This is a genomic window from Pseudonocardia sp., assembly GCF_035305885.1.
GTDB lineage: Bacteria > Actinomycetota > Actinomycetes > Mycobacteriales > Pseudonocardiaceae > Pseudonocardia.
This window is the reverse complement of record NZ_DATGOP010000015.1, coordinates 23,384-40,181: the sequence shown is the minus strand read 5'-3', so window position 1 is coordinate 40,181 and position 16,798 is coordinate 23,384. Positions and strand designations below refer to the sequence as shown.

Below are 16,798 nucleotides of genomic sequence, written 5' to 3'. Positions count from 1 at the left end.
CCGGGTAGCGCCGCAGCACCCCCACGACGACGGGCCCGGCGAGCCCGCACGCCCGCGCGAGGTGTGCCGCGGCGACGTCCGGATCGCCCCCGGCCTCCAGCTCGAAGGCCCGCGCGGCGTGGGCGGCGGCGCCGAGGATGTGCCCGACCTGGGTCGCCTTCGCCAGCGGGTGCAGGTACGCCGCGCCGGCGGCGGCGCAGGCGGCCCGGGCGGCGTCGTCCGCCGCGGCCTGCCCGGCGTCCCGGGCCTCCCGGGCCGCCCGGAGCGCGGCCCACGCGCCGTCGCGGATGGCCTTGGTGCGCCTGCCGCCGTCGACGAACGCCCCGACAGCGTCGAGCGCGGCGCGGGGCCGCGGGTCACCGGGGCGCTCCCGCTCGAACAGCTCCACCGCGGGCCGGGCGCACGCCAGCGCGTAGGCGGCGACCTCCCGCAGCTCGTCCGGAGTCAGTTCGATCGTCGGGAAGCCCTCCGCCACCGCGCCATCCTGCCCACGCCGTCCCTCCCGGCCGGTAGCGTCCCCCGCGTGGATCTCGAGTTCAGCGCCGAGCTGTTCGAGTGGCGGGGACCTGCGCCGTACTACTGGCTGACCGTGCCCTCGGACGGCTGCGACTCCATCCGCGTCGAGGCGGCCGCGGCCTCGTACGGCTGGGGCGCGGTCCCGGTGCGCGCCCGCATCGGGGAGACCACGTGGGAGACGTCGCTGCTGCCCCGCAACAGCGGGTACGTCCTCCCGGTCAAGGACGCGGTGCGCAAGGCGGAGGGCGTCGTCGAGGGCGACACCGTGACGGTCGGTCTCACCGTCGCCCCGCGCGGCGGGCGCCAGGCGGGCGGCACCGGCCCGACCTGTTGATCAGGCGACCGCGAACTCCAGCACCGTCCGCCCGTCCGCCACGGGGCCCGAGCCGCGCAGCACCAGGCCGCAGCCGGCGGCGAGCCCGGTCAGCTCGTCGACGCCGCGTTCCCGGCCGCCGAAGCACATCAGCATGAACAGGTCGATCGCGGTGCCCGCCGCCCCCGCGCCCTCGATCACGACGACGGTGCCGCCCGGGCCGGCCGCCGTGCGGCACCCGGCGAGGATCGCGCGGGCGTGCTCGTCGTCCCAGTCGTGCAGGATGTCCGACAGCAGGTAGGCGTCGGCACCCGCGGGCAGCGGGTCGAAGAAGCTGCCCGGCACGGCATCGGCCCGGTCACCGAGCCCGGCCGCCGCGAACCGCTCGGCCGCCGCGGCGGCCGTCGGCGCCAGGTCCACCACCCGGCCGCGCACGCCGGGATGGGCGGACAGGATCGCGGCGAGCACCGTCCCGTCCCCGCCCCCGACGTCGACCACCTCGGCGAACCGGCCCCAGTCGAAGCGCTCGGCGATCTGCGCCGCCTGCGCCTGGTAGCGCCAGTTCATCTGGGCGTCGAACGAGCGGCGCAGCCGCGGGTCGGCGTCGAGGTCGGCCCAGAAGTCGCGCCCGTACCGCAGGAGGTAGCCGGGGACGCCGCTGGTGACGGTCTCCAGCAGCTCGACGAAGCCCAGCTCGGCGCGCCCGCCGGCGGCGTTGATGTCGAGCAGCGGCCTGACGCCCTCCGGCGCGTCCGCACCCATCTGCGCGCCCAGCTCGGTGGGCCGGTAGCGGCCGGACTCGGGGTCGTGGTCGAACACCCCGACCGTGACCAGGTGGTCGAGCAGGCGGCGCAGCGCGGGGGCGGCGGCGCCGGTCTCGGCGGCGAGCCGCTGCGGCGTCGCGCCGTCGCCACCTGCGAGGTCCACCAGGTTCAACGTCGCGGCCACGCGGACGGCCATCGGGGTGGCCAGATCGGCCAGCTGCACGATGGAACGCCCTGCCTCCGATCGGTCCACCGCGCGACCGTACGCAGCCGCCCGGACCGGCCACCACGGATTTACGCCGCGCAGCGCGTGTATCACGCGGCGCACCGAGCCCTCCTGCCCCAGGGGGCCTGATCTCGCCCTCCGCGACGGATACGGAGGACACCACCATGACCGAAGCACCGGAACGTCCGTCCCGCGTCGACGGCCGCCGGACCCGCCGGGCCACCCCCGACCTGCCCCGGGTCCTGACCGACCTGCGCCACGGCGGGCACGTCACCGGCGACGAGCTGCCCGCGGTCGACCCGACGCGACGCCGGGGGGATGCGCCGCGCTGGGCCCAGATCGTCGAGACGTCCACGCCGTTCGGCTACATGTTCGACGACCTGCGGGGGCTCTTCCCCGCCGCGCACCTGCCCGACCGCCCCGCGGCCGCGGTCGTCGCCTCGCTGAAGGCGCTCGGCACGGCCATGGTCGAGCAGCCCGGGGACCCCGGCTCCGCGGACTCGGCGATCCCGCCGATCTACACCTACTGGGGCCAGTTCGTCGACCACGACCTGACGGCCAACACCGACCGCGAGGACGACATCGGCGTCACCGACCTGCCGCTTCAGCCGCTGCAACCGGAGAAGGTCGTCCGCCTGCTGCGCAACCTGCGCGAACCCCGGCTGAACCTGGACTCGGTCTACGGCAACGGTCCCGACTTCTCCGGCGGGCCCGACCAGGTCCCCTACGACGGCGACCGGCTGGTGATCGGCCCGCTCACCCCGGTGGTCTCACCCCCCGGCCCGCCGGGACAGGAGCCCCTGATCGGCGACGACCTGCCACGGGAGAACCAGAAGGCGCAGATCGGCGACGGCCGCAACGACGAGAACCTCATCGTCGCCCAGCTGCACCTGGCCTTCCTCAAGTTCCACAACGCGGTCCTCGACTGGTTCGCCGCCAACCCGACCAGCCCGGTCACCGGCGACGGGAGCTTCGAGCAGGCCCGCCAGCTCGTCGAGTGGCACTACCAGTGGATCACCGTCCACGACTTCCTGAAGACCATCGCCGACCCGGCGGTCGTGGACGGCCTGCTCACCGGCACGATCCCCCCGCGCTTCGACCTCGCCCCGGACACCCCACCGGACGAGGTGTTCATGCCGCTGGAGTTCTCGGTGGCGGCCTACCGCTTCGGGCACAGCATGGTGCGCGCCGGCTACGACTGGAACACGAACTTCGGCGCGCCGGGGACGAACCCCGACCGCAGCCCGTCGGCGACGTTCGAGCTGCTGTTCCTGTTCACCGGCGGCGGGGGCCTCGCCGGCAGCCCGACGCTGCCGGACAACTGGCCTGCCCAGTTCGAACGGCTGACCGGGTTCGAGCCCCGGCCGCCCGGAACCCCCGACGCGGTCCCGCCCCGGTTCGCCCGCAAGATCGACACGCACGTCGCGCCGCCGCTGGGGAACCTCGCCAACGAGGCGAACGACGAGACCTCCGACCGGATCCAGCGGATCCTGAAGCGGCTCGCCGTCCGCAACCTGCTGCGCGGGTACCGGCTCGCGATCCCGACCGGGCAGGCGGTGGCCCGCTCGCTCGGCATCCCGCCGATGCCCCGGTCCCAGCTGCTCACCGGCGAGGACCGGCCCACCCCCGTCGACGACGCGCTGGTCGACGGCGGCTTCCTCGAGGACACGCCCCTGTGGTTCTACGTGCTCAGGGAGGCCGAGGCGCTCGAGAACGGCGAACGCCTCGGCCCGGTCGGCAGCCGGATCGTGGCGGAGACGATCATCGGCCAGCTGCGGGCCGACCCGACGTCGTTCCTCAACCAGAACTGGGACCCCTCCCAGGGCGTGACGATCGGCTCCGACCCGGTCGACACGATCGTCTCCTTCCTGCGGTTCGCGGGCGTGCACCGCTGATCGTCGAGCGCGGGCTTCCGCGCACTGCCGCGACCCGCTGATCGCCGGTACGGTCTGGAGATCGTGTTCGAGGGATTCGAGCGGGTCGCGGTCGACACCGGTGCGGCGACGATCAACGCCGTGCACGGCGGCACCGGGCCCCCGGTGCTGCTGTTGCACGGCTTCCCGCAGACGTCGGCCATGTGGCACCAGGTGGCGCCCGCCCTGGCGCGCAACCACACCGTCGTGGCGGCCGACCTGCGGGGGTACGGCGATTCGAGCCGCCCGCCGTCCGGCGACGACCACGCGGGCTACTCGTTCCGCGCGATGGCGGCCGACCAGGTCGCGCTGATGCGCTCGCTCGGGCACGAGCGGTTCGCGGTGGTCGGGCACGACCGCGGCGCGCGCGTGGCACACCGGATGGCGCTGGACTCCCCCGACGCCGTCACGCGGGTGGCCGTGCTCGACATCCTGCCGACGCTGCACGTCTACGAGCACGTCGACCGCACCCTGGCCACCGCCTACTACCACTGGTTCTTCTTCATCCAGCCCTACGACCTGCCGGAACGGCTGATCGCAGGCGACCCCATCGGCTACCTGCACGCCCTGTTGGGCGGCTGGGGCGGCCGGCTCGACGTGTACGCGCCGGAGGCGCTGGCCGAGTACGAGCGCGTGTTCGCCGACCCGGACGCGCGGCACGCGATGCTGGAGGACTACCGGGCGGGCGCCTCGATCGACCTGGAGCACGACCGGGCCGACCGCGGGCGGCGCGTCGAGGTCCCGTTGCTCGCGATGTGGGGCACCCGGGGCGTGGTGGGGCGCGGTCCGCACAACCCGGTGGCGGTGTGGCGCGAGCACGCCACCGACGTGACCGGCGTGGGCATCGACGCCGGACACTTCCTCGTCGAGGAGCGACCGGAGGAGTCGCTCGCAGCCCTCGAACGGTTCCTGGAGGCCTGATGGACGACCTGCTCAACCGGCTCGCGCGCGTGCAGGTCTCGTCGCTGTCGGACGCCGACAAGACGCTGCCGGTCTGCGACCCGGCGGTGCAGTCGCTGCTGCCGGACGTCACGCTCGTGGGCGTCGCGTTCACCGTCCGGGCCGACGGCGACCTGCTCGGCATGATCGACGCGATCGGCCGGGCCGAGCCGGGCAGCGTGCTCGTCGCGGCCACGGACGGCAGGCCGCTGGCCGCGTCCGGCGAGCTGTTCGCCACGGAGGCCCGCCGCCGCGGGCTCGCCGGGATCGTCGTCGACGGGTACTGCCGCGACCTGCGCGGGATCCGCCGCGTGGGGCTGCCGGTCTTCGCCCGCGGCACCACCCCGGCCGCGGGGCCCGCGCTCGGGCCGGTGGTGGTGCAGCAGCCGGTGACGTTCGGCGGTATCCGGGTGCGGCCCGGCGACATCGTCGTCGGCGACGACGACGGGCTGCTCATCGCCCCGCCCGAGCGGATCGCTGCCGCGATCGACCGGGCGGAGGAGATCGAGCGCGTCGAGGCCGAGGTGGCCGAGGGGATGCGCAGCGGACGGAGCCTGTACGACCTCACGAACGCCCGCGAGCACCTCCGGGCCGTCGCCGCGGGCGAGGAGAGCACCTTCCGGTTCCAGCCGGGCGGCTGACGGGGCTTCGGGAAGCCGACGGGACTTCAGGAATGTGGCTTTCCTGAAGCGCAGCTTCATGAATGTGGCTTTCCTGAAGTTCGGGCGGCGGCCCCGAGCGCCTCGGCGACCAACCGCTCGAGCCGCCGCCCGTGCGCGCCCCGCCAGTACACGCGACCGCAGGCCCGGCACCGGGCGAACCGGTCGTAGCAGCGGCGGGTGCCCGGCTCCAGCTGGTCGACGACCCGCTCCTTCGGCACGTCCTCCAGCTCCCCGTTGCAGGCCGAGCAGCGCGTCCACGGCGCGAGCGGCGGGGCGAACCGGTCGAGCACGTCGACGAGCTGGGCGTCCGCGCCGGCCCCCCGCACGTACGCGCCCGCCCGCAGCGCCCGCCGCATCAACAGCCCGCGGTCCTGGGTGAGCAGGACACGCCGCTCCCGCTCGGCGCGGGCGACGAGGTCGGCGTCGTCGGCGTCGTTGCCGTAGGCGGTGTCGACGCCGAGCAGCCGCAGCCGACGAGCCAGCGACCCGAGGTGGACGTCGAGCAGGAACCGCGCGCCGTCCGGCAGCGGCTGGGGGCGCGGCGGCGGGCGGAGCTCGACCACGGCGCCGTCGTGGAGCCGGCGCGACACGTCGGAGCGGACGCCGTCGACGGTCGGGTCGGCCACCTCGGTCAGCGGGATCCCGACGGCCCGCAAGACGTGCCCCAGCGACGCGGTGCCGTCGTAGGGCACCGTGATCTGCGGGCGGCGGCGCCGCGGCGGCAGGAACAGCCACAACGCAGGCGCCGGACGGACGACCACCTCCACCCCGCCCAGGATCCCAGTGCCCCGGCGCCCGGGCAGCCCGCGGCGGCCGTTCAGCCGCGGAACAGCCGGCCGAGGTGGTAGTCGATCGTGGCGACGGCCTCGGCGGGGGTGCGCCCGCCGATGACGATCGCGCTGGCCTGGGAGTCGACGAGCGCCCAGAGGATGACGGCCTCCTGCCGAGGATCGGCGTCCTCCGCGAGCTCGCCCGCGGCGCGCGCCTGGTCGAGCCGCTCGGCGAACAGCTCGATCACCGCAGGGCCGCCGGCGGCGACGACCGGGGCCATCCGCGCGTCGGAGACCGCGCGAATGAAGAACGCGATGCCCGCCAGCCAGGACGCGCGGCTGGCCTCGTCGGTGGGGAGGATCTCCGTCATCACCGTCCGCACGACGTCGCGCGGGGTCGGCGGCGCGCCCGCCGCCCGCAGCCGCTCGACGATCCGCTGCTCGTGCCGGCGCGCCTGGTGCTCGTAGGCGTAGGCGAGCATCTCGTCCTTGCTGCGGAAGTAGTGCTGCACCCGGCCCATCGAGACGCCGGCCTCCGCCGCCACGTGGCGCAGGCTCACCGACTCCAGCCCCTCGGTGGCGGCGAGGCGCAGCACGGCCTCGGCGATCTCACGCCTGCGCTCGTCGTGATCCACCCGTTTGGGCATGCCCCCAGATTATAGAATGCGATCGCATTGCAAAGGGGGAGGCATGACGACGACCACGACCCGGCGCGGCGACCTGCGCCTGCGACCACCGCGCAACCCGGTGGACCCGCGCGCGGTCGGCTGGTGGCGCACGACGCTCGCGCTGCTGTTCGGCGTCCCGTTCGCGGCGCTGGTTGCGCTCGGGCTCCTCATCCCGCCGGCGCGGGCCTGGTTCCTGCTCCCGGCCGCGCTCGTCGCGGTGGTCGGGGTGCCGCTGGTGCTCGCGCTGCCGCGCTGGTGGTACCGCGTGCACCGGTGGGAGGTCACCGACGCCGCCGTCTACACCCGCTCCGGCTACTTCTGGCAGGAGTGGCGGGTCGCGCCGATGTCGCGGATCCAGACCGTCGACACCCAGCGCGGGCCGCTCGAGCAGCGCTTCGGGCTGGCCACGGTCACCGTCACCACGGCGTCGGCGAAGGGCGCGGTGAAGATCGAGGGGCTCGACCACCGGGTGGCCACCGAGCTCGCCGAACGGCTCACGGCCACCACCCGGGCCACGCCCGGGGACGCGACGTGACCGGCTGGGCGGCCCTGGACCGGCGCACCGTCGTGGTCGCCGCACTGCTCATGGCCGGTGTGTCGATCTCCGCGGGCGTGCCGACGGGGATCGGGATCGCGCAGGCCACGTCGATCGGGACGGCCCTGCTCTGGCTGCTGCCGGCCGCGGCCCTGCTCGTGGCGGGCGGCAGCGCCGTCGAGTACGTCCGCTGGCGCCGCACGCGCTACCGGCTGGCCCCCGGCCGGGTCGAGCTGCGCACCGGCGTCCTGGTCAGCAGGCACCGGTCGGTGCAACGCGACCGCATCCGGACCGTCGACATCACGGCCGACCCGCTGCTGCGCGCGTTCGGGCTCGTCACCGTCCGGATCGGCACGGGCGAGCAGTCCGGCGCGGGCGAGGCGTCGGTGGTGCTGCGGCCGGTGCGCGCGGCCGTGGGCGAGTCGCTGCGCCGCGAGCTGCTGGCCCGGGCCGACGGGCGGGTGGCGGCCGACGGCGCCCTCGCCACGTTGGACCCGCGCTGGATCCGCTACGCCCCGGTGTCGTTCCTGGCGCCGCTGCTCGGGGTGAGCGCCTTCGGCGGTGTGCTGCAGGTCGCGAAGTGGTTCGGTCTGCAGTCCGAGGTGATCGACCGGGTGCTGGGCCTGTTCCGTGGCGTCCCCCTCGCGGTGACGCTCGCGGTCCTCGTCGCGGTGGCGCTCGCCGTGGGCGCGGTCGCCGCGCTGGGCCTCTGGGTCGAGATGTGGTGGAACTACCGACTGGACCGCGAACCCGGGACGCTGCGGGTGCGCCGCGGCCTGTTCACCACCCGCTCCACCTCGATCGAGGAGTCGCGGCTGCGCGGCGTCGAACTCGTCGAGCCGCTGGGCGCGCGGCTCGCGGGGGCGGCCCGGGTCGACGCGGTGGCCACCGGCATCACGACCGGCAAGGACGGCGACAAGCCCGACCACCGCACCCTGCTGCCCGTGGCCCCGCGCGCGACCGCCCGCCGGGTCGCGGCCGCCGTGCTGGGCGAGCCCCCGTTCGACGCGGTGCCCCTCACCCGCCACCCCGCCGCCGCGCGCAGCAAGCGGCTGCGGTGGGCGCTCGGCGGCGTCGCGACGGTCGCGGCGGTCCTCGCGCTCGGCGGCGTGCTGGTCGCCGAGGTGCTGCTGCACGCCGCCTGGGTCAGCGCCGTGGTGCTGGTGCCGATCGCCGCCGCGCTCGCCGTCGACGCCCACCGCGGCCTCGGTCACGGCCTGGGCGAGCGGTACCTGGTGGCCCGCCGCGGGAGCGTCCGGCGGGCGACCGTCGCCCTGCAGCGCGCGGGCATCATCGGCTGGACGGTGCGTCAGTCGATCTTCCAGCGCCGCGCCGGCCTGGCCACGCTGGTCGCGACGACCGCGGCGGGCGCGGGCGCCTACGCGGTGCCCGACGCGTCCTGCGACGACGCGTTGGCCCTCGCGGCGGCGGCCGTCCCCGGCCTCCTGGACCCGTTCCTCGAACCCCCGCCCGCTCCCGTTCCGACGAACGGCGCGTTCGTCGCGACCTAGGCGACGAGCGGGCCGCTCGTCGGTCGGCCTGCGGGGGTGTGGACTTGCGGATCGGCGCCCGTCGCGAGAATGTGCACAGTCGTTTCAGTAGGAGGGTAGCGATGGGCGACGTGCAGATCCGAGAGCTCGGCCGGCCGGGCGACCTGGGCTGGGTGATCCTCGCGCACGGCGAGCAGTACGCGGCGGAGTTCGGCTGGGACAGCTCGTTCGAGGCGCTGGTCGCCCGGATCGTGGCCGACTTCGCCCAGGACCGCGACCCGGCGCGCGAGCGGGCGTGGATCGCGGAGCTCGACGGCAGGCGCGTCGGCTGCGTCTTCTGCGTGGCGGGTGACGACCCCGGTACGGCGAAGCTGCGGATCCTGCTGGTGCACCCGGACGCCCGCGGCCTGGGGCTCGGCACCCGCCTGGTGCAGACGTGCGTGGACTTCGCCCGCGACGCGGGCTACGAACGGGTGCGGCTCTGGACGAACGACGTGCTGGCCGCCGCCCGCAAGATCTACCTCGCCGCGGGCTTCCGGCTCGTCGCCGAGGAGCCGCACCACAGCTTCGGCGTGGACCTGGTGGGCCAGGACTACGAGCTGGTCCTGAAAGAGGCCTGACCTACGCGGCCACGCTCTCCCAGCGCCAGCTCTCGGTCATCGGCTCCGCGCAGTCCGGGCACGGCACCTCGCAGCCGGCCGTCGCGGCGACGGGCAGCTCGGCCTCGACGCCACACCCGGTGCACACCCACCAACCGGTCGAGCTCGTCGTGTCCATGTCACCCGATGCTAAATCACACCCCTGTCATTTCCGGGGTGCGCGCGCCGCGCCGGTCGGGTAACGCGGGCCCGGCGTGTCACGAGTCGATGCGGGGGGCGGGGTCGACGCGGCCCCGCGCGGACGCTGGGCCCGCGCGCGTCCCCGTCGATGCGCCCGGTCGACGAACCCCCTCCTCGTCGGCCCCGGATCCACACCGACGTGCCCTCGTGGTGCGGATCCGGCCACGGGGGCGGGCGGGCCCGGTCTACTCGATCTCGTCGATGAGGTCGGCGACCGACGCGACGACCCGGTTCGGCCGGTACGGGAAGCGCTCCACCTCCTCGGCCTGCGTGATGCCGGTCAGCACCAGCACGGTGCGCATGCCCGCCTCGAGGCCCGCGATGATGTCGGTGTCCATCCGGTCGCCGATCATCACCGTGGTCTCCGAGTGCGCCGACACCCGGTTGAGCGCGGCCCGCATCATCAGCGAGTTCGGCTTCCCGATGAAGTAGGGCTCCACCCCGGTGGCCCGGCTGATCAGCGCGGCGACGGCGCCGGTCGCGGGCAGCACCCCCTCGGGCGACGGCCCGACCGGGTCCGGGTTCGTGGCCACCCAGCGGGCGCCGCCGCGGATCAGCCTGATGGCGGTGGTCACCGCCTCGAAGCTGTACGTGCGCGTCTCCCCCAGCACCACGTAGTCGGGCGAGTTGTCGGTGAGCACGTAGCCGATCTCGTGGAGCGCGGTGGTGAGCCCCGCCTCCCCGACCACGTAGGCGCTGCCCTGCGGCCGCTGGTCGTCGAGGAAGGTGGCCGTGGCGAGCGCCGAGGTCCAGATCGACTCGACCGGCACGTCGATCCCGCTCGTCCGCAGCCGGAACTGCAGGTCACGTGGGGTGTAGATCGAGTTGTTGGTGAGCACGAGGAACGGCTTGCCGGTCTCGCGCAGCCGGGCGATGAACTCGTCGGCGCCCGGGATGATGCGCCCCTCGTGCACGAGGACGCCGTCCATGTCGGTCATCCAGCACTCGATCGGCTTCGATTCGGCCACGGCCGGTGAGCCTATTGGAACGCGAGCGGCCCCACCTGCGTTTCCCAGGGTGACGGTTGGCGATGGGGAGTGGTTTTCGTGGGCACGATCATGACCATCCTGGTCATCGCGCTGATCGCGGTCGGCGTCGCATGGCTGATCCGGCAGCGCAACGCGGCCCAGGCCCGCGAGCTGGAAGACGCGAAGTCGGAGGCTCGCCGGTGGGTGGAGCGGCTCGGCGGCCAGGTGCTGAACCTGGTCGGCACGAACGAGGCCGCCAAGCAGGCGCTCGCCGACGCGGCGGAGCGCTACAACGCGGCGGGGTCGCAGATGGAGCAGGTGCGCAGCCCCGCACAGGCCCGCCACGTCATCGAGACCGCGCACGAGGGCCTCTACTACGTGCGGGCGGCCCGCACCGCGATGGGGATGGACCCCGGCCCCGAGCTGCCGCCGCTTCCCGGCCAGCAGCGCGCGGGCGCGGTGAGCGAGGAGCGCGAGGTCGAGGTGGAGGGCCACCGCTACAGCGCCTCGCCGGTGCCGTCGGGTCGCAACCAGCACTACTACCCGGGCGGCGTGATCGCGGGCCGGCCGGTGCCGCAGGGCTGGTACTCCGAGCCGTGGTGGAAGCCCGCCCTGGTCGCGGGCGCGTGGGGCGTCGGGTCGGCCCTGCTGTTCAGCGCGATGTTCTCCGGCATGGCCGGCGTGGCGTACGCCGACGGGTTCTCCGACGGCGCGGCCTTCGCCGACGACGCCCAGGGGGACGTCGGGGCCGACATGGGCGAGGACCCGGGCGGTTTCGACGGCGGCGGCCTCGACGGCGGGTTCGACGCCGGCGGGTTCGACGGGGGCTTCGACTTCTGACCGGTGGGGGGATGCGTGGGCCCGCGCATCCCCCCACCCCCTCCCCCTCGTCAGGCGGCTTCCCAGCTGGGCCGGTCGGCCCGTCCCTTGATCGTGACGTTGAAGCGGTTGAACAGGTTGAGCGTGCCGATCATCACCAGCAGCGCCGCCAGCTGCTTCTCGTCGTAGTGGTCGGCCGCGGCGTCCCAGACCGCGTCGGGCACCGGCTCGTCGGTGCGGTCGGCCAGCCGGGTCACCGCCTCGGCCAGCTGCAACGCGGCACGCTCGGCGTCGTCGAAGAACGGCGTGTCCCGCCACGCCGAGACCGCCATCACCCGCTCGTCGGTCTCCCCCGCCTTCCTGGCCTCGCGGACGTGCCCCTGGATGCAGGCGGCGCACCCGTTGATCTGGCTCACCCGCAGCCCCACCAGCTCGAGGGTGCGCTTCGGCACCCCGCCCTGACCGGTCGCCTTGAGCAGGTGCTGGATGCCCTTCATCGCCTCCGGGAGCACGAACGCCGGGTTGGTCATGCGCATGGTCTTCGCTCCTGTCACATCGGTGTCCCTCGGTGGGTCGGTGCTCTGACACCCGACGGCGAAGGGATGTGACAGGTGGCCGAGCAGGACGTCCTGACCAGGCTGTTCCAGGAGCACCGGCCGCACCTGCGTGCGGTGGCCCACCGGATGCTCGGCTCGCACGCCGAGGCCGAGGACGCGCTCCAGGAGGCGTGGCTCCGGGTGTCGCGCGCCGAGGCCGACGCCGTGGACAACATCGGCGGCTGGTTCACCACGATCGTCGCCCGCATCTGCCTGAACGTCCTGCGGTCCCGCCACCGCGAGGAGCCGCTGGACGCCCACGTCCCCGACCCGGTGCTCGCGCGCCTCGACACCCCCGATCCCGAGCAGGAGGCGGTGCTCGCCGACTCGGTCGGGATCGCGCTGCTCGTCGTGCTGGAGACGCTGAGCCCGTCCGAGCGGCTCGCGTTCGTGCTGCACGACCTGTTCTCCCTGCCGTTCGACGAGATCGCGGCCGTGCTCGGCCGCAGCGAGGCGGCCACGCGGCAGCTGGCCAGCCGGGCCCGCCGGCGGGTGCGCGGCGCACGCCCGGCCCCGGACGCCGACCTCGGCGCCCAACGCGCCGTCGTGGAGGCGTTCACCGCGGCGGCGCGCGGCGGTGACCTCGAGACCCTGGTCTCCCTCCTCGCCCCGGACGTCGTGGCGCGCGCCGACGGCGGCAAGCTGCGCCCGAGCGCGGTGCTGCGCGGCCCGGAGCAGGTGGCTCGGGGCGCGGCGGCGTTCGGCGCGACCGCCGCGCCGACCCGGCTCGCGCTGGTGAACGGCGCGGTCGGGGCGGTCGCGGTGGAGGGCGACCGGATCGTCTCGGTAGCGGCGTTCACCGTGTCCGGCGGCCGGGTCGTGGAGCTGGACACCCTCACCGACCCCGAGCGGCTCGCCCGGCTCGACCCGGCCGTCCTCGACGCGTAGCACGGTCGATCCTTCTCAGCCGGCTGCCAGCGAGACCGGATGTGCCCGTCCGCGCGAGTCGCTAGCGTCGTGACGGTGACCACATCTGCCGCGCCGTCGCCGTTCACCGAGACCACCGGCCCGGCCCGGCACGCCGCGTTCGCGGAGCTCGCGGCCACCGGCCCGGTGCAGAAGGTCGTCCTGTTCACCGGTGTCCCCGTCTGGGTGGTCACCGGGTACGCCGAGGCGCGCGAGCTGCTCGCGCACCCGTCGCTGGTCAAGGCGGGCGGCGGCCCGCACATGGACGCGATGCCCGCGGACCTGAACGCCGCGATCAACACGCACCTGCTCAGCACCAACCCGCCCGACCACACCCGGCTGCGCCGCCTGGTGACCGCCGCGTTCACCCATCGCCGCGTCGAGGCCATGGCCCCGCGCATCCAGGAGATCACCGACGCCCTGCTCGACGAGATGGCCGCTGCCGGAGCGGGCGGACGGCCGGTGGACCTCGTCGAGGCCTTCGGGTTCCCGCTGCCGATCACCGTGATCACCGAGTTGCTCGGCATCCCGCCCGGCGACCGCGCCGAGTTCCGGCGCTGGTCCCAGATCGTCGTCAACGGCGACGTCCACCCGGCGGAGGTCTACATCGACGCCGCCCGCAGCGTGGTCGACTACCTGCGCGAGCTGCTCGCCGACAAGCGCGCCGCCCCCGCCGACGACCTGCTCTCCGCGCTGATCGCGGTGCACACCGACGGCGACCGGCTCTCGGAGGACGAGCTCACGTCGATGGTGTTCCTGCTGCTCGTGGCCGGGCACGAGACCACCGTCAACCTGATCGTCTCCGGTACCCACGCCCTGCTGCGCCACCCCGACCAGCTCACGCTGCTGCGCGCCGAGCCGGAACGGATGCCCGCCGCCGTCGAGGAGCTCTTGCGCTACGACGGCCCGGTGCAGGTGGCGATCCCCGCGGTCGCGGCGGCGCCCATCGAGGTGGGCGGGGTGACGATCCCGGCGGGCGACGTCGTGCTGCCCGCGCTGCTGGCCGCCAACCGCGACCCGGCGCGGTTCGACGAGGCGGACCGGCTGGACATCACCCGGCCGGCGAGCTCGCACCTCGCGTTCGGCCACGGGCTGCACCACTGCCTCGGCGCGCCGCTGGCCCGCCTCGAGGGCCGCATCGCGCTGGGCACGCTGCTCGCGCGCTTCCCCGGGCTGCGGCTCGCCGACCCGGACACCGAACCGGCCCGCGACCCGGGGCTGCTCGTCAACGGGCTGGTCGCGCTGCCCGTCGTGCTCGGCTGACCCGCCGGCGCCGCGACTGGCAGGTCGGGCACCAGTAGAGGTTGCGGGCGGCGTGCTCGGCGTGCGCCACCGGCGTGCCGCACAGCAGGCACGGCTCCCCGGTGCGCCGGTAGACGTACACGCGCTTGCCGCTCACGTCGACCGGGCCGTCGGACAGCTCCGCGTGCTCCGGGCGCAGCGTCTCGATCACGCCCCTGCGGTAGCCGTCGTGCATCAGCTCGACCAGGTCGGCCCACATGGCCTCCCACTGCTCGCGGCTCAGGTCCCGCCCGGGCAGCTGCGGGTCGAGGCCGTGGCGGAACAACAGCTCCGCCCGGTAGACGTTCCCCACACCCGCGATCACCGTCTGGTCCATGAGCAGGGTGGCGAGCGGGGCGCGCGAGCGGGAGATCCGGGCCCACGCGCGGTCGGGGTCGGCGTCGGGGTGCAGCGGGTCGGCGCCGAGGCGGGCGCGCACGGCGTCGGCCTCGGCGTCGGTCACGAGCTCGCACGCGGTCGCGCCGCGGAGGTCGGCGTAGTGGGTGGGGCCCACCATCCTCATCCGCACCTGCCCCACCGGCGCCCCCGCCGGCAGCGGCTCGTCGCTGAACCTGCCGTAGAGGCCGAGGTGGACGTGCACCACGAGGTCCGGGCCGTAGTGGTGGAACAGGTGCTTGCCGTGCGCGTCGGTGCGTTCGAGCACCCGGCCGTCGACGAGCGCGGCGCTCGCGGCGAACCGGCCCTGCGGGCTGGACACCGCGACGGGGTGGCCCGCGAAGCGGCGCCGGTGCAGGTCGGCGAGCCGGTGGAGGGTGTGGCCTTCTGGCATCTACGTGGTGGACGTCGGCGCCGGGATCTGGTCGGGCGGCAACGCGGGCGGCACCCCGGTGCGCTCGAACTCGGTGAGCAGGTCGATGCGCCGCTGGTGGCGGGGTTCGCCGGAGAACGGCGTGGCGAGGAACGCCTCCGCGATCTCGGTGGCCTCCTCCAGCGTGTGCATCCGGGCCCCGATCGCCACGACCTGCGCGTCGTTGTGCTGGCGGCCCAGCGTGGCGGTCTCCACGCTCCACGCCAGCGCGCACCGGATGCCCTGCACCTTGTTGGCCGCGATCTGCTCGCCGTTGCCGGAGCCGCCGAGCACGATGCCGAGGCTGCCCGGGTCGGCGAGCGTGCGCCGGGCCGCCTCCACGCAGAACGGGGGGTAGTCGTCCTCGGCGTCGTAGGTGGCGGGACCGACGTCGATCGCCTCGTGGCCCTGGGCGCTCAGGTGTGCGACCAGGTGCGCCTTCAGCTCGAAGCCGGCGTGATCGGAACCCAGGTAGACCCGCACGGTGGCCCATCCTCCCCCATCAGCGCACGTCGGGGACGTCCGGGTCGGGCACATCCGGGTCGGGCACATCCGGGTCGGGCACGTCCGGCTCGGGATCGGGCTCGGTGCGGTCCGGGGAGGGCGCGCCCGGGGTGCCCGGAACCACCTGCACCGTCTCCAGCGGCGGGTCGACCTGGGGCGGTGCGCCGCCCGCGACGCGCGCGTCGATCCGCTCGCCCAGGTAGCGCACCACGACCGACGCCGCCGCCACCGCCGGCACCGACAGGAACGCGCCCGCGATGCCGTAGAGCGTGCTGCCCGCGGTGACGGCGAGCAGCACGACCGCGGCGTGCAGCCGCAGGCTGCGGCCCTGCAGGTAGGGCTGCAGGACGTTCCCCTCCAGCTGCTGCACCACGACGATGATCACCAGCACGACCAGCGCCGTGGTGAACCCGTTGCTGACCAGCGCGACGAGCACCGACAGGGCGCCCGCGACCAGGGCGCCGACGATCGGCACGAACCCGCCGAGGAAGGTGAGCACGGCGAGCGGGATCGCGAGCGGCACGCCGAGGATCAGCAGGCCGAGCCCGATGAGCACGCCGTCGACGAACGCCACGAGTGCCTGCACCCGGATGAAGTCGCCGAGCGTGGTCCAGATCCGGCGCAGCACCTCGGTGATGTGCCTGCCCGCCCCGTCCCCGGCGACCGCCTGCAGCCAGGGCAGGAACCGCGGCCCGTCCTTGACGAACAGGAACGCGAGCACGAGCGTCAGCAGCGCGGTGATCACACCGGACGCCACGCTGCCCACGCCGGTGAGCACGCTCGCGGTGATCGCGGAGACGCTCTGCTGCAGCTGCACCGTCGCGGTCTGCAGGGCGGCGTCGAGCTGGCTCTGGGCGAGGTTGAGCGGCGGCCCCGACAGCCACTGCTGGATGGCCTGGATACCGGAGGTCGCGCTCGCGGTGATCTCGGGGATGCTGCCGACCACGGACGTGGTGATCAGCGCGACCAGCCCGGCGAGGACCACGATGCCGGCGAGCACCACCGTGCCCGCGGCGAGCGCGGGCGGGAAGCGGTGCCTGCGCAGCCACGCGGTGGGCGGCCACAGCACCGTCGCGAGGATCACCGCGAGCAGCGTGGGCATCACGATCGACCACAGCGCGCCGACCAGCAGCCAGAGCAGCACCGCGCCGAGCGCGACGAGGACCAGCCGCAGGCTCCAGCGGGCCGCCCAGGTGATGCCCTCGCCGATCGCGGTGCCCCGGCCCGGACGAGGGGCCTCGCTCGTCGTCACGACCGTCTCCTCTCCAGGTGCCTCGTGGC

General features: G+C 74.6%; 20 protein-coding genes. 10 read left to right on the top strand and 10 right to left on the bottom strand.

Annotated features, from left to right (window positions below):
- A partial coding sequence (locus tag VKZ81_RS02495) for a putative immunity protein (RefSeq protein ID WP_324239726.1) occupies positions 1–475 on the bottom strand: 475 nt, incomplete at its 3' end.
- A gap of 48 nt (positions 476–523) precedes the next feature.
- Between VKZ81_RS02495 and VKZ81_RS02490 the strand changes: the two genes are divergently transcribed.
- On the top strand, positions 524–850 hold the full coding sequence (locus VKZ81_RS02490; RefSeq protein ID WP_324239725.1) for a DUF1905 domain-containing protein: 327 nt from the start codon (positions 524–526) through the stop codon (positions 848–850).
- Here the strand turns inward: VKZ81_RS02490 and VKZ81_RS02485 are convergent, their stop codons facing one another.
- Positions 851–1,789 carry a methyltransferase gene (locus VKZ81_RS02485; protein WP_414709319.1) on the bottom strand — a complete coding sequence of 313 codons (939 nt, stop codon included), beginning with the start codon at positions 1,787–1,789 and terminating at the stop codon, positions 851–853.
- A 194-nt stretch (positions 1,790–1,983) separates the two neighbouring features.
- Between VKZ81_RS02485 and VKZ81_RS02480 the strand changes: the two genes are divergently transcribed.
- The 3 genes from VKZ81_RS02480 (at position 1,984) to VKZ81_RS02470 (ending at position 5,312) form a co-directional block, all read left to right on the top strand.
- Positions 1,984–3,714, top strand: coding sequence for a peroxidase family protein (locus VKZ81_RS02480; protein ID WP_324239723.1), 1,731 nt, complete (start codon positions 1,984–1,986; stop codon positions 3,712–3,714).
- Between the two features lie 63 nt (positions 3,715–3,777).
- Positions 3,778–4,653, top strand: a complete 876-nt coding sequence (locus tag VKZ81_RS02475) for an alpha/beta fold hydrolase (RefSeq protein WP_324239722.1) — start codon at positions 3,778–3,780, stop codon at positions 4,651–4,653.
- The gene (locus tag VKZ81_RS02470; RefSeq protein ID WP_324239721.1) at positions 4,653–5,312 is read left to right on the top strand and encodes an RraA family protein; all 660 of its coding nucleotides are present in this window, start codon (positions 4,653–4,655) and stop codon (positions 5,310–5,312) included. The genes VKZ81_RS02475 and VKZ81_RS02470 overlap by 1 nt, the downstream gene beginning before the upstream one ends.
- A 56-nt stretch (positions 5,313–5,368) precedes the next feature.
- On the opposite strand, the gene VKZ81_RS02465 is transcribed toward VKZ81_RS02470, so the two are convergent.
- Positions 5,369–6,100: a Mut7-C RNAse domain-containing protein gene (locus VKZ81_RS02465; protein WP_324239720.1), complete on the bottom strand. Its 732-nt coding sequence runs from the start codon at positions 6,098–6,100 to the stop codon at positions 5,369–5,371.
- A 50-nt stretch (positions 6,101–6,150) separates the two neighbouring features.
- Entirely contained in the window at positions 6,151–6,750 is a 600-nt protein-coding gene (locus VKZ81_RS02460) for a TetR/AcrR family transcriptional regulator (protein WP_324239719.1), read from the bottom strand.
- A gap of 43 nt (positions 6,751–6,793) precedes the next feature.
- Between VKZ81_RS02460 and VKZ81_RS02455 the strand changes: the two genes are divergently transcribed.
- From VKZ81_RS02455 to VKZ81_RS02445, 3 genes are all read left to right on the top strand, one after another.
- The gene (locus VKZ81_RS02455) at positions 6,794–7,306 is read left to right on the top strand and encodes a PH domain-containing protein (RefSeq protein WP_324239718.1); all 513 of its coding nucleotides are present in this window, start codon (positions 6,794–6,796) and stop codon (positions 7,304–7,306) included.
- A 50-nt stretch (positions 7,307–7,356) separates the two neighbouring features.
- On the top strand, positions 7,357–8,817 hold the full coding sequence (locus VKZ81_RS02450; protein ID WP_324239730.1) for a PH domain-containing protein: 1,461 nt from the start codon (positions 7,357–7,359) through the stop codon (positions 8,815–8,817).
- A 101-nt stretch (positions 8,818–8,918) separates the two neighbouring features.
- Positions 8,919–9,416: a GNAT family N-acetyltransferase gene (locus VKZ81_RS02445; RefSeq protein ID WP_324239717.1), complete on the top strand. Its 498-nt coding sequence runs from the start codon at positions 8,919–8,921 to the stop codon at positions 9,414–9,416.
- A 1-nt stretch (position 9,417) separates the two neighbouring features.
- Here VKZ81_RS02445 and VKZ81_RS02440 read toward each other — a convergent pair whose 3' ends face one another.
- Together VKZ81_RS02440 and VKZ81_RS02435 are read right to left on the bottom strand one after the other, a co-directional pair.
- On the bottom strand, positions 9,418–9,573 hold the full coding sequence (locus VKZ81_RS02440) for a hypothetical protein (protein ID WP_324239716.1): 156 nt from the start codon (positions 9,571–9,573) through the stop codon (positions 9,418–9,420).
- A gap of 247 nt (positions 9,574–9,820) precedes the next feature.
- Entirely contained in the window at positions 9,821–10,573 is a 753-nt protein-coding gene (locus VKZ81_RS02435) for an HAD-IIA family hydrolase (RefSeq protein WP_324239729.1), read from the bottom strand.
- Between the two features lie 108 nt (positions 10,574–10,681).
- On the opposite strand from VKZ81_RS02435, the gene VKZ81_RS02430 reads away from it, so the two are divergent.
- On the top strand, positions 10,682–11,443 hold the full coding sequence (locus tag VKZ81_RS02430; protein WP_324239715.1) for a hypothetical protein: 762 nt from the start codon (positions 10,682–10,684) through the stop codon (positions 11,441–11,443).
- A gap of 50 nt (positions 11,444–11,493) precedes the next feature.
- Here VKZ81_RS02430 and VKZ81_RS02425 read toward each other — a convergent pair whose 3' ends face one another.
- Entirely contained in the window at positions 11,494–11,976 is a 483-nt protein-coding gene (locus tag VKZ81_RS02425; protein WP_491723606.1) for a carboxymuconolactone decarboxylase family protein, read from the bottom strand.
- A gap of 57 nt (positions 11,977–12,033) precedes the next feature.
- Between VKZ81_RS02425 and VKZ81_RS02420 the strand changes: the two genes are divergently transcribed.
- A complete protein-coding gene (locus tag VKZ81_RS02420; protein WP_324239714.1) occupies positions 12,034–12,906 on the top strand; it encodes a sigma-70 family RNA polymerase sigma factor in 873 nt (290 codons plus the stop codon).
- A gap of 75 nt (positions 12,907–12,981) precedes the next feature.
- Positions 12,982–14,187, top strand: coding sequence for a cytochrome P450 family protein (locus VKZ81_RS02415; RefSeq protein WP_324239713.1), 1,206 nt, complete (start codon positions 12,982–12,984; stop codon positions 14,185–14,187).
- Here VKZ81_RS02415 and VKZ81_RS02410 read toward each other — a convergent pair.
- Genes VKZ81_RS02410 through VKZ81_RS02400 form a run of 3 tightly spaced genes read right to left on the bottom strand, consistent with a single transcriptional unit; the run spans position 14,150 to position 16,769 of the window.
- Positions 14,150–14,995 carry an Fpg/Nei family DNA glycosylase gene (locus VKZ81_RS02410; RefSeq protein WP_324239712.1) on the bottom strand — a complete coding sequence of 282 codons (846 nt, stop codon included), beginning with the start codon at positions 14,993–14,995 and terminating at the stop codon, positions 14,150–14,152. The two genes, VKZ81_RS02415 and VKZ81_RS02410, sit on opposite strands and share 38 nt — an antisense overlap.
- Positions 14,996–15,496, bottom strand: a complete 501-nt coding sequence (locus VKZ81_RS02405; protein WP_324239711.1) for a ribose-5-phosphate isomerase — start codon at positions 15,494–15,496, stop codon at positions 14,996–14,998.
- Between the two features lie 19 nt (positions 15,497–15,515).
- Complete coding sequence (locus tag VKZ81_RS02400; RefSeq protein ID WP_324239710.1) at positions 15,516–16,769, bottom strand: AI-2E family transporter; 1,254 nt, start codon at positions 16,767–16,769, stop codon at positions 15,516–15,518.
- Between the last annotated feature and the right edge of the window lie 29 nt (positions 16,770–16,798).

Bases quoted from the DNA above. Each gene is read 5' to 3' on its own strand.
- VKZ81_RS02485 (WP_414709319.1), bottom strand. From the start codon at position 1,789: ATGGCCGTCCGCGTGGCCGCGACGTTGAACCTGGTGGACCTCGCAGGT.
- VKZ81_RS02480 (WP_324239723.1), top strand. From the start codon at position 1,984: ATGACCGAAGCACCGGAACGTCCGTCCCGCGTCGACGGCCGCCGGACC.
- VKZ81_RS02470 (WP_324239721.1), top strand. From the start codon at position 4,653: ATGGACGACCTGCTCAACCGGCTCGCGCGCGTGCAGGTCTCGTCGCTG.
- VKZ81_RS02460 (WP_324239719.1), bottom strand. From the start codon at position 6,750: ATGCCCAAACGGGTGGATCACGACGAGCGCAGGCGTGAGATCGCCGAG.
- VKZ81_RS02455 (WP_324239718.1), top strand. From the start codon at position 6,794: ATGACGACGACCACGACCCGGCGCGGCGACCTGCGCCTGCGACCACCG.
- VKZ81_RS02450 (WP_324239730.1), top strand. From the start codon at position 7,357: ATGGCCGGTGTGTCGATCTCCGCGGGCGTGCCGACGGGGATCGGGATC.
- VKZ81_RS02445 (WP_324239717.1), top strand. From the start codon at position 8,919: ATGGGCGACGTGCAGATCCGAGAGCTCGGCCGGCCGGGCGACCTGGGC.
- VKZ81_RS02440 (WP_324239716.1), bottom strand. From the start codon at position 9,573: ATGGACACGACGAGCTCGACCGGTTGGTGGGTGTGCACCGGGTGTGGC.
- VKZ81_RS02435 (WP_324239729.1), bottom strand. From the start codon at position 10,573: ATGACCGACATGGACGGCGTCCTCGTGCACGAGGGGCGCATCATCCCG.
- VKZ81_RS02410 (WP_324239712.1), bottom strand. From the start codon at position 14,995: ATGCCAGAAGGCCACACCCTCCACCGGCTCGCCGACCTGCACCGGCGC.